12 protein-coding genes and 1 pseudogene are annotated in these 10,796 nt (G+C 48.1%); 9 read left to right on the top strand and 4 right to left on the bottom strand.

The window, feature by feature from the left end:
- Nucleotides 1-451: 451 nt before the first annotated feature.
- Entirely contained in the window at nucleotides 452-1,630 is a 1,179-nt protein-coding gene (locus FC96_RS06140; RefSeq protein WP_056942377.1) for an acetyl-CoA C-acetyltransferase, read from the top strand.
- An 88-nt stretch (nucleotides 1,631-1,718) separates the two neighbouring features.
- Here the strand turns inward: FC96_RS06140 and sfsA are convergent, their stop codons facing one another.
- Nucleotides 1,719-2,453 (bottom strand): DNA/RNA nuclease SfsA, encoded by a 735-nt coding sequence (gene sfsA, locus FC96_RS06135; protein ID WP_055679664.1) that lies wholly within the window; start codon nucleotides 2,451-2,453, stop codon nucleotides 1,719-1,721.
- Nucleotides 2,454-2,655: 202 nt separating this feature from the next.
- On the opposite strand from sfsA, the pseudogene FC96_RS06130 reads away from it, so the two are divergent.
- Nucleotides 2,656-3,762, top strand: a pseudogene (locus FC96_RS06130) (PTS transporter subunit EIIC); the annotation flags it as partial.
- A 141-nt stretch (nucleotides 3,763-3,903) separates the two neighbouring features.
- Nucleotides 3,904-4,104, top strand: coding sequence for a CsbD family protein (locus tag FC96_RS06125; protein WP_055679663.1), 201 nt, complete (start codon nucleotides 3,904-3,906; stop codon nucleotides 4,102-4,104).
- 127 nt (nucleotides 4,105-4,231) lie between these two features.
- Here the strand turns inward: FC96_RS06125 and FC96_RS06120 are convergent, their stop codons facing one another.
- Nucleotides 4,232-6,754, bottom strand: coding sequence for an excinuclease ABC subunit UvrA (locus FC96_RS06120; protein ID WP_056942375.1), 2,523 nt, complete (start codon nucleotides 6,752-6,754; stop codon nucleotides 4,232-4,234).
- Nucleotides 6,755-6,934: 180 nt separating this feature from the next.
- On the opposite strand from FC96_RS06120, the gene FC96_RS06115 reads away from it, so the two are divergent.
- From FC96_RS06115 to FC96_RS06090, 6 genes are all read left to right on the top strand, one after another.
- Complete coding sequence (locus FC96_RS06115) at nucleotides 6,935-7,459, top strand: GNAT family N-acetyltransferase (protein WP_055679662.1); 525 nt, start codon at nucleotides 6,935-6,937, stop codon at nucleotides 7,457-7,459.
- A gap of 15 nt (nucleotides 7,460-7,474) precedes the next feature.
- Entirely contained in the window at nucleotides 7,475-7,663 is a 189-nt protein-coding gene (locus FC96_RS06110; RefSeq protein ID WP_055679661.1) for a hypothetical protein, read from the top strand.
- Between the two features lie 164 nt (nucleotides 7,664-7,827).
- On the top strand, nucleotides 7,828-8,118 hold the full coding sequence (locus FC96_RS06105; RefSeq protein ID WP_056942374.1) for a hypothetical protein: 291 nt from the start codon (nucleotides 7,828-7,830) through the stop codon (nucleotides 8,116-8,118).
- Nucleotides 8,119-8,131: 13 nt separating this feature from the next.
- Nucleotides 8,132-8,464 carry a hypothetical protein gene (locus FC96_RS06100; protein WP_055679659.1) on the top strand — a complete coding sequence of 111 codons (333 nt, stop codon included), beginning with the start codon at nucleotides 8,132-8,134 and terminating at the stop codon, nucleotides 8,462-8,464.
- Between the two features lie 37 nt (nucleotides 8,465-8,501).
- A complete protein-coding gene (locus tag FC96_RS06095; RefSeq protein WP_056942373.1) occupies nucleotides 8,502-8,828 on the top strand; it encodes a bacteriocin immunity protein in 327 nt (108 codons plus the stop codon).
- A gap of 35 nt (nucleotides 8,829-8,863) precedes the next feature.
- Nucleotides 8,864-9,205, top strand: a complete 342-nt coding sequence (locus FC96_RS06090) for a bacteriocin immunity protein (RefSeq protein ID WP_235804730.1) — start codon at nucleotides 8,864-8,866, stop codon at nucleotides 9,203-9,205.
- Between the two features lie 139 nt (nucleotides 9,206-9,344).
- Here the strand turns inward: FC96_RS06090 and FC96_RS06085 are convergent, their stop codons facing one another.
- Both FC96_RS06085 and FC96_RS06080 read right to left on the bottom strand, forming a co-directional pair.
- Nucleotides 9,345-9,614, bottom strand: a complete 270-nt coding sequence (locus FC96_RS06085) for a hypothetical protein (RefSeq protein WP_056942372.1) — start codon at nucleotides 9,612-9,614, stop codon at nucleotides 9,345-9,347.
- 212 nt (nucleotides 9,615-9,826) lie between these two features.
- A complete protein-coding gene (locus FC96_RS06080; protein WP_056942371.1) occupies nucleotides 9,827-10,465 on the bottom strand; it encodes a helix-turn-helix domain-containing protein in 639 nt (212 codons plus the stop codon).
- Nucleotides 10,466-10,796 lie beyond the last annotated feature (331 nt).

Below are 10,796 nucleotides of genomic sequence, written 5' to 3'. Positions count from 1 at the left end.
GAAACTTTGTTCAGTTTTCAAAGGTCTACTTGCCAAACTTTTTCGTTTAAGCAAGAATAATGATACATGATTCATCGTTGCTTGTCAACAAGAAACTTTAATTTCTCAACGTTTCGAGCTGTTCACACATCCGTGTTACGCAACCTATTAAGAATAACATCTTCTTAATCATCCGTCAACCTTTATTTTCAAATCAATTTCAATTGACTGAAATGGTATAGGTTGGCGTATTGCCTTGCGACAACGTTTATTACTTTATCAAGATAACGGCGTTAGGTCAAGGATTATTTCACATTATTTCAACTTTTTCTTTTCCCCACTGAAACCTTCTTTTCATTACTTCCTTAATATGAACCTTAAGTTGTCCCAAAGAGTTAGCAACTCACGAGACTTTTTCGCCATAATCGTGTATTCTTTAGGCTTAGAAATCTAAGTAAAGAGGAACCGACTAATGAAGGAAGTTGTCATTTTAAGTGCCGTTCGGACGCCCATCGGCAAGTTCGGCAAAGCATTGTCGTCACTAAGCGCGGTTGAAATTGGAATCCTAGCAGCCAAAACCGCTATTGCCCGCTCCGGGCTACCAGCCGCTGAGATTGATCAAGCCATCATCGGAAACGTCCTACAAGCAGGCTTAGGCCAAAATCCCGCTCGCCAAATCGCCCTTAATAGCGGTCTGGCCCCTCAAAGCACCGCTATGACTATTAACCAGGTCTGCGGGTCGGGCATGAAAGCCATTCGTTTAGGTCAGTCAGCTATTGTCATGGGCGATGCCACAGCCGTTTTAGTTGGTGGCACCGAAAGTATGAGCAACGTCCCATACCTTGCCCCTCACATGCGTCGGGGACACGCCTATGGCGCCACTCAATTGCTCGACGGGTTAGAACACGACGGCCTGTTAGACGCTTTTACACACACTCCTATGGGAATTACAGCTGAAAACGTCGCTGAAAGGTACCACGTCACCCGTGACCAGCAAGACGCCTTTGCACTCCGATCACATCAGAAAGCCGTGGCCGCCAATTTAGCTCACGCTTTTGATGACGAACTTGTGCCAGTGACGATAACGGGAAAGCACGAAACGACCATCACGTCAGACGAACCCGTTCGCCCCGACACTTCACTGTCGGCTCTCAGTCAATTGAAGCCCGCCTTCAAATCTGACGGGACTGTGACTGCTGGAAATGCTGCTGGTTTAAACGACGGAGCTAGTATGCTGGTCTTGATGGATAAACAAGCAGCTGACTCAGCCGGCCTACCCTACCTTGCTATCATTGACGGTTACCAAGAAGCTGGCATTGACCCTAACATCATGGGCTATGCCCCGTACTACGCTGTCACTCAACTGATGACAAAACAACAGCGCCAAATTAGTGACTACGATCGCATCGAACTCAATGAAGCATTTGCTGCACAAAGCGTCGCCGTGGCCCGTGACCTTCATATCGCAGACGACCAGCTAAACGTTAACGGTGGTGCCATCGCTTTGGGTCATCCAGTTGGCGCCTCAGGAGCTCGCATCGTGACGAGCTTAGTCCACCAACTCCAGCAGAACCACCTCACGACCGGGTTAGCCACCCTCTGTGTTGGCGGCGGGATGGGCGTGGCCATGTCGGTGAGACGACCGGACTAATTTAACCAATCAAGTTTGTTAAAACACCCCAAGTCGGTGCGCTATAGCGGCCGGCTTTTTTTGTCGTGGTTTCGCCACCATACTACCGTTAATTATCCTGTATCACGACTTGTTCCTTAAACTCTCGATCTAAATCCACCAGAGCTGGTGTCGCTAATCTCAACGTATCCGGGGTGACCTCACAACGGTACGCGACGATTTTGACACCTGCTGCTTGGGCTTCCCGGATGGCCGCCGCTAGCTTCGGTGCTCGATCCTGATAAATGGTCATCACGTCCACATCCGCCATTTGAATCACGAACAATAGTACCGACCAAGCCCCTTCTCGTGTGGCCGTTATTAAATCATGAACATGCTTCACAGCGCGAACGGTGGGGGCGTCTGGAAAAGCCGCTAATCCTGCGTTTTCCAAAGTCACACCTTTGACTTCTAACCAACAGTCTCGCTCATCTTCCGTGCGCCCCCAAAAATCAATGCGTGATTCACGGTATCGGACCTCCCCCCGAAAGGCCGTCCATTCCGGTAACCCAGGAATCTTAAGTCGTCCTTCCTGGTAAGCCTCCATCACAACTTTATTGGGTGCTTGGCTATCAATGTTGATCCATCTCCCCGCCTTTTCCACCGCGATGAGATCATAGTCGGTCTTACGCTTCGGCCCCGGGGCATAGTTTAGGGCAACGTGAACGCCTGGTAGAAAAACTTCTTTCCCACGCCCTGTATTTTTGACGTGAACCGTCACAACCTCGCCATTCAACTCACAGTGTGCAATGAACCGGTTTTCACGATTGATAAATGTGGCAATCCTAACCTCTGGGTATCGCATTCGTCACCCTTCCCTTCTAATGTCCCTAGTTTAACACCACTCGATCTCCTAGTTATCGGTCTTTTGCAGTGTTGAAACAAAACTGTAACTTTTAAAATTAATCAAAAAGCTTGAAAAGTTCTTGAAAGCTTGTAAACTAGCTCGAAGTGACTTTTTTACAAGGAGGACTTCCATGCGAATCCAAACCATCTCGACACCACTTAAACGTGGTTTCTCATCGTTCATTACAGTTTTAGCCGACATTTTCACACCCATCATTCCCGCTATTGTGGCTGCGGGGCTGTTAATGGCCCTCCATAACGTCTTAACAGCACCCCACCTTTTTGGAACAGCCGCTCTAATCACCAGCTTTCCGCAGTTGAAAGGGTTTGCCGACTTCATTAACGTACTTGCCAACGCCCCATTTACCTTTTTACCCGTTCTTGTCGGTTTTTCCGCCACCAAACGGTTTGGCGGTAATCCTTATCTCGGTGCCGCTCTTGGAATGATGATGGTGTCGCCGGCCCTCGTGAGCGGCTACAATGTCAGCGCAGCGATGACGGCTCACCACATGGCTTACTGGCACATGTTCGGCCTACCAGTTGCCCAGGCAGGCTATCAAGGTTCCGTCATTCCCATGCTAGCCGTTGCATTCATCCTAGCGACACTCGAAAAACGGCTTCACCGGCGCATGCCAGAAGCTCTCGACTATACCTTTACCCCACTGATTGCTGTCCTAGTAACTGGTCTGCTGACCTTCACCATCGTTGGCCCGGTCATGCGGGTGGTCAGTGATGGCTTGACCAATGGCCTGTTGGCACTGTATCAAAATACTGGGGCGCTCGGCGCTGGCCTATTTGGTTTGCTATACGCGCCAATCGTGATTACCGGCCTGCACCAAAGTTTCCCAGCCATTGAAACCCAACTCATCGCCAACGTTAAGACGACTGGCGGATCATTCATCTTCCCTATTGCCTCCATTTCAAACATTGCTCAAGGTGGTGCGGCACTTGCTGTCTTTTGCCTTGTTAAGGACAAGAAACAACGGAGTCTGGCCTCATCCGCCAGTGTGTCAGCACTTCTAGGGATTACGGAACCGGCCATGTACGGCGTCAATCTCAAGTTACGCTTCCCGTTTTACGCCGCCATGATTGGCTCTGGTGTCGCCAGCGTCTACTTGGGGATGACACACGTCCTAGCTGTCGCCCTTGGTTCCAACAGCGTGTTGGGTTTTATCAGCATCGCTAGTCACGCGATTCCTGCTTTCATCATTAGTGGTGTGATCAGCTTCGTGGTTAGTTTCACCGTGACGTTCGTTCTTGGCAGACGCCAAGAAAGCCCACTCGAAGACGGACTCCAGGCCGCAACGAACGAGTCACTAGCCCTTGCCGAATAAGTGAGCGGATTTATTGCATGACCAGCCTGATTCTCGTTACAATAAAGGTAACCTAGAGAAAAGGAGCTGGTATCGATGACTGATCGACTCGATAACAAGAAGGACCAAGTTGTTGGTTCTGTAAAGGAAGAAGCCGGAAAAGTAACCGGTGATTCACAAACCGAACTCAAAGGTAAGACCCAAAAGGAGTCTGGCAAGCTTAAGGATAAGCTAGAAGACGCCAAGGATAAGGTCGCTGAAAAAATCAACGACGTTTTCGATTCTGATAAAAAGTAGCCGTCTTTCAAAAAGAGTTTCATAACAAATAAGCCCGATTCCTGTTGGAATCGGGCTTATTTTGATGACATAACTGCTATCTGCATTTGATAGATCATTAGACCGCCCACAGTGACCCGTCATTAAGTCAGTGCAACAACGGCTTCAAATACCGGCCTGTGATACTTTTCTCGCTATTTGCCAAATCAGTCACACTACCAGCGACCAAGAGTTGTCCCCCTTGATCACCACCCTTAGGACCTAAGTCCACGCAATAGTCCGCGTTCGCAATGAGTTGCAAGTCGTGTTCAATCGTAATAATCGTCGCACCCTGACGTAGTAACCGGTCAAAAACCCGCAGTAAAACAGCGACATCGTCTGGATGCAATCCAACTGATGGCTCATCAAACACAAATAAAGTCCCGCGTTGTTGGCGACCCATTTGGGTGACTAGTTTCAGTCGCTGGGCTTCACCACCAGATAACGCGGGTGTATCCTCACCCAACGTCAAATAACCCAGTCCCATTTCGTCTAACGTCTTCAAAACGTCCCCGATTGCCGGTTCAGCTTCAAATACCGGAATGGCTTCTGTCACACCTAGATCCAAAACGTCTGCGATATTGTAACCCTGCCACTTCACGGCCAAGGTCTCCGGATTGTACCGCCGCCCATGACAAGTCGGACAAGTTTCTGCCATGTCTGGTAAATATTGAATGTCAAGGTTAATAACACCCGTTCCACCACAGGTTGGGCACGCCCCGCCCTTCAAATTATAAGAAAATCGACTGGCTGTGAACCCCTTGGCTTGAGCGTCTGCCGTCGCCGCAAACAACTCACGAATGTGGTCAAAAATCCCCGAATAGGTAGCCACAGTTGACCGAACATTTTTACCAACCGGCACGGAGTTGATCATCTGAACCCGGCGAATATGGTGGTTTTCCAACTGATCCACGTGTTTGGGAAGCGGGTGCTTGCCACGCCGGGCCTTAATTGCTGGAATCAAGGATTGTAAGACCAACGTCGTCTTACCTGCTCCTGAAAAGCCTGAAACAACGCTCAACCGGTTAATCGGAAACCGAACGTGAACGTCATTCAAGTTAAACTTATGCGTCACGTGTAAGGCCAATTCGCCCTTTTCAAATAATGCGGCCGGGGTACTCGCTTCATGCAACTGAATCGGCGCTTTTCCCGTCAAGTACCGCCCAATCAGGGAGTGGGCATCGTGCTCAATGGTTTCAACTGAACCCTGAGTAATGACCTGACCACCAGCTTTCCCAGCTCCTGGACCAATCTCAATAACTGAATCTGCGGCCGCAATAATTGTCGGGTCATGTTCAACGACAACCACTGAATTCCCCAGTTCAACCAACTGGTGCATGATTTCAATCAACCCATCAACGTTAGCAGGATGCAGTCCAACTGACGGCTCATCTAAGACGTACAAGACGCCCGTTGTTTCTGAATGGAGCGTCTTGGTCAACTGAATCCGTTGTAATTCGCCAGTCGAAAGCGTTCCTCCCGCCCGGGCAATTGTGAGATAGTTTAATCCCAGTCGTAATAGGGGCCGTAACGTCTGCGTGAGTTCTTCGATAATCCGTTGCGCCATCGCACGCATGTTTTCAGGCAGCGCTGGCACGATTGTGGCCACAAATGCTGCCAACTGTTCAACGGTCAATTCACTGACCTCAGCGATATTTCGCCCGTTGATGGTGTTCGTGAAGAGGGCCGGGTTAAACCGTGACCCGTGACAGTCTGGACACACGTCAATGGCATAAAAGCGATCGAGGCGCTTTAGCGTTCGTTCATTAGTCGACCCCTTAGCCGTGTCTGCTACGGCATTATAAGCATTCTCATAAAGGGCATGATCCATATTGAAAACCCGCCCGGTTGAGGAGGGGATCGAAATCTTATACTGTTTCTTTTCCCCGTGGAGGACCCGGTTTTTTTCAGATTCTGATAGGTCCTGATAAGGCACGTCGATGCGAACCCCCATCTGCTCAATCACGTAGGGCATAAAATTCCGACCAGGAAGTCGCCATGAGGCCACCGCCCCGTCAGCCAGTGACTTTTCAGGGTGGTCGATAAGCGTCGTTGGATCAATCTGACGGACTTCTCCCGTTCCGCCGCACGTCGGGCAGGCGCCAGCCGCATTGAATGCAAAGTCCTCTGCCGCAGGAACCTTAAATTCAATCCCGCAGGTCGGACACTTGATTTTACCCATTCGCTCATCCGTGTAATCCATCGCCTGGGCAATTTCAATCGTCGGCGGCACCGTGTGCCCGTTTGGACAGACGTGGGTAGCCAATCGCGAAAACATGAGCCGCAATACGTTTAACGTTTCGGTCATGGTCCCCACCGTCGAGCGAACCCCAGGCACAGTTGGCCGTTGCCGCAGCGCAATTGCAGCTGGTAGATACTTAACCTCTTGAACCTGAGCCGGTGCCGCTTGACTGATTCGCCGGCGCGTGTAAGTCGATAGCGCATCAAGGTACCGTCGGGAACCTTCGGCGTATAAAACACCAAGGGCTAGCGATGACTTACCAGACCCTGATAATCCTGAAATAGCCACCACTTCGTTTAGCGGAATCTTCACGTTAATGTGTTTGAGATTATGAACGTAGGCGTCGTGCACCTCAATTTGAACCGGTATCGTTGCGTGGGATTTTGCCACGGCTAATCGCTCCCTTCACGTTATTTTCAAAACTACTTCCCTATTAGTGTAACGCAACCGGTGTCAGCCAGCAGAAATTAACGTCGTAAGTATTGCTCACAACCGGCAATTACACTATAATAAAACGGTTTCCGGTATCACCGGACAATGGAAAATTGATCGACAAGGGAGTGTTTCACAATGCCTGCAACCTACTTACGGCTTGCAACCAACGCTGATTTAACAGCGATCACAACAATCATTCACGAAGCAAAGGGGTTCTTAGCCGAGCAACACGTTGACCAATGGCAACACGGCTATCCATCAGATGACGACCTCGCTTTTGACCTTCAAAACGGGATCACCTACGTCTTGGTCGTCGATGGCGAAATTGCAGGGACTGCGGCGCTCCATCAAGGGATAGATCCTAACTACTTAGAAATTGAAGATGGCGAATGGGCGAACGGCGTCCACGGCCGGTATACCGCGATTCACCGAATTGCAGTCTCGAGTGCGTTTCGCGGTCAAGCATTATCCGATAAGCTCATCAGCGGGCTAATTACAATTTCCGGCGTTTTGGGTTACAAAGACGTCCGAATTGACACACATCCCGACAACAAGGGCATGCAACACGTGATTACCAAAAATGGGTTTACTCGCCGCGGCATCATCTACATGCACGAGCCAAAGGAACCACGGTACGCCTATCAACTTCTGATCAAATAGAAAGCGGGCTTATTAATGACCACTGCAGACGTGGCTGTCCAAGTTAAATTACTGATTCTGTTCGCCGTCGGTTTAATCACCGTTCTCACCGTTTTGACGGTGACCCTGGCTAAGCGACGCCGATTCACTTGGCAGCAAGATTTACCATTAGTCGCAATCGCAGCGGTGATGGTGTTCATTTTATATTCATTAGCGACTTTATGACCGATTAAGAATCTGCCACCCATTACTTGGGCGGCAGATTTTTTTGATGGCCCAAATGCCCGCCATAACAGCATGTCTGCGATTCGTAGCTTGCCTTTTGAGGACGAAGAACTATATTCAATATGTCAATTAGGAGATATTATTCGTTTTTAGGAGGCGATAGCATGGCTAACCAAAGTCAGGCTCGGTATCAACGTTTTATTAAACTCACATTCGTTACTGCCGCTCTCGCAATTGTAGGGAGCCTCTGTATTGGCCTGGGTTTCCCGATTGTTTTACAAAGGGAAGCCCGTTCGGTTGTAAGTTTTATTTTTGTCGTACTCATACTCGTTTTATCAACAATTACCGAAGACGCCGGGTCAAAGTTAGCAATGGCGGTTTCTCAGAAGTGGCGTTACCGCTCAGTGGAAGCCCTTGCGCTGATAGCCCTAGTACTAATCACGTTTATCGTGTGAAAGGAGATGTCAAATGTCTGGTCAATTAAGACGTAACTGGTTCAAAGTCAGCTTAACCGGCGGCTTATACCTGATCGTGCTCGTGACCATTTCTCTGCAATCACCAAGCAGTAGCTTCACATGGCTCATAACGCCCATCATTTTCGGAATCAGTTTCATCGACTGGTTCGCCACAAAGGTTAAAACCGTCGTTGATGTCAACCTTTACGCCCTCAACTTCCCATTAACGACTGTCTACTCACCTTATTCAGCAGCTACCAGCCACCCCTTCTGGATAACCCTGATTATTTTGGTGATGACATGGCTAATCAGTACTTGGTTCTTTTTGCTGAAGGATCAAACCTGATGGTGAGCTAAACCATTAATGAATCGAGATGATGAACATGTCTCAAAAATCACCCGTCACCCCAACCTCACTTCTAAACCAACTTACAACCGCGCTACAGCAAAATCCGCAACGTCCAGGATTTCAGATGTTGCTCGAGATTATTGAAACAGCCAATTATAAAGTCCAGCACCACCAGCAAACTGAAGTCGCAGAGGCCGGGGCCGTTTACCAAAACATCTGCACCGCTTGCTTTGTGACGCAATTTCACCCAACAAATCATGAGTCTCAGTTGTTAGAAGCCATTCAAAACATTGCCCATCCCAAGGGAAATTGGGCCGGTTTGAACGCTTTGAACACTGCAAATCAATGGCCTAGCAACTAGGCCAAACATTTCTATTTCGAATGGAGGTCATCACCTTGTCAAAAGATACTGAGATTAAAATCACTGCTAAACAAACTATTCATGAGCTTTACAACAGCCTCAAAACCTATCCGGATCAAAATAAAACCTTGACCGACATCACAGACGTTTTAATGCAGGTCTACAAGAAATTGGATACCGCCCCTAATCCGGAAGCCCTGGTCAACCGGCTGGCAAACTACATCTATGTCGCTGGATTCGGCAACATTCATCTGAATGCAGCTGATGAACAACGCGTCATTGACTTGGGTGCTACTGGGTCAAAAGCCGGCTGGAACGGCCGTTACATGGCTGATTTTGCAGATAAATCACAATTTTTCGGCATTTTTGATCGGTAGCGTAGCGCCGCCTTTTCTACTAAAAACGTGAGCCAGACAATTTTATAATTGCCTGACCCACGTTTTTTAATGCCTTCAGTGATCGACCAAACTGGGCCGACATCACTATCAGATTCTCAATGACCGCTCAAACTCATCCTTAAAAAACGAACTTAGAGGCCACCAGCAAACACACTGTCACACAAAAACTTAGCGTCGTTGCAGCTAGGCTGAACGGATCGCCCTCTTTCCCGCGGCACCAGCGCAAACCACTAGTCATTAACCAAAGTACCGTATTGCCAATCTGAAGGCCGCTTAAGACCAGAAAACTGACCGGAAACGCTAATTGCAGATAGCTCATAATGAACGCACTAATCACGATTATTTGAAAGAAGAGTGTGACGTAGGCGACGCTGTCAAGAAACCTCATTGGTTAACCCTTTCCGTCTTATTTGATAAACCCTATCAATATGAGTCTTTTCAACTAGTCGAAATCAAGTTTTTGTTAAAGCTTGTTCCTTGAAGCCACTTTATCCCCTGAATTGAAAAAAGCCAAGCTGGCAGGCTAAGACACCATCAGACCTGGATTGTCTTAGGTTTGTAGACATGGCCAAAACAAAAGCAGACCGGCCAGTGACCGATCTACTCTACCGATTCTTTATCAAAATTTGGTTCCCTAAGAAACACAAGTGCGCACAAGCTGGTCGATAATAGCACGATCAACATGAATCTGGCCAACATAAACCCCGTATTTTCAAACGAACTGTTCTCCGAGATAATTCTCAGGAACTCAGGACTAATTGAGACCAAGCTACCAGCCAAGCCGCCGCTTCCGATAAACAGAATAAGACACGTGAGCAAGACCCGAATTTTTTTGAACTTACGCCATCCCGTATAGTGACTCATCAATAAAATAACCGCAATTAGCAACCCCACTGGAATAACGATCGTGTGAAAACCACCAGGCCGAAATAAGTCAACGTACCCTAAGATTAAAAACAGAGCGGTTGCCCAATAGGCCCACTTGAAAACCCGTGTTGAATTTTTCCCCAATTGGTCCTGTTTCTCGTAATGATCGAGTGCCTTTTCATTATTCAACAAAACATCTAGTGAGATATCAAAAAGGGTCGCAAGTTTCACCAACATCTTAATATCTGGATAACTCCGGCCGGTTTCCCAGCCTGACACCGTTTTTCGAGACACATGGAGCTTTTCCGCGACATCAGCTTGTGTTAACTGTTTTTGACTACGACACTGCTTTAATTTTTCACCGATTTCCACGACTTCGCCCCCATTCCAATCCACTTCTTCACATTAAGCATATCATCATTTGATACCGGACTCATCCGTTATCCACTTGATTTTTTGTTAAATCCAATTAAACTAGATACAATGAATTGGGAAGGGGCTAATTAACGTGAAAAAATCAGCTTCAGTATATCGCACCACAGCATTAAAAATGGTCCTGGCCGCCGTCTCACCTGGTAAATTTTGGTCTGAGATTTGGAAGGGCATGACCAGCTAAGCTGCATCATAAAAGGCGTCACGGTCGTAAAGTAATCGACCGTGACGCCTTTTTAACGCCCTATTAGGGCACGGGCCCCAAAACTAA

Source organism: Secundilactobacillus kimchicus JCM 15530, assembly GCF_001433995.1.
Classification (GTDB): domain Bacteria; phylum Bacillota; class Bacilli; order Lactobacillales; family Lactobacillaceae; genus Secundilactobacillus; species Secundilactobacillus kimchicus.
Note: the sequence above shows the minus strand (reverse complement) of the source record. Positions and strands in the feature narration are given on the sequence as shown.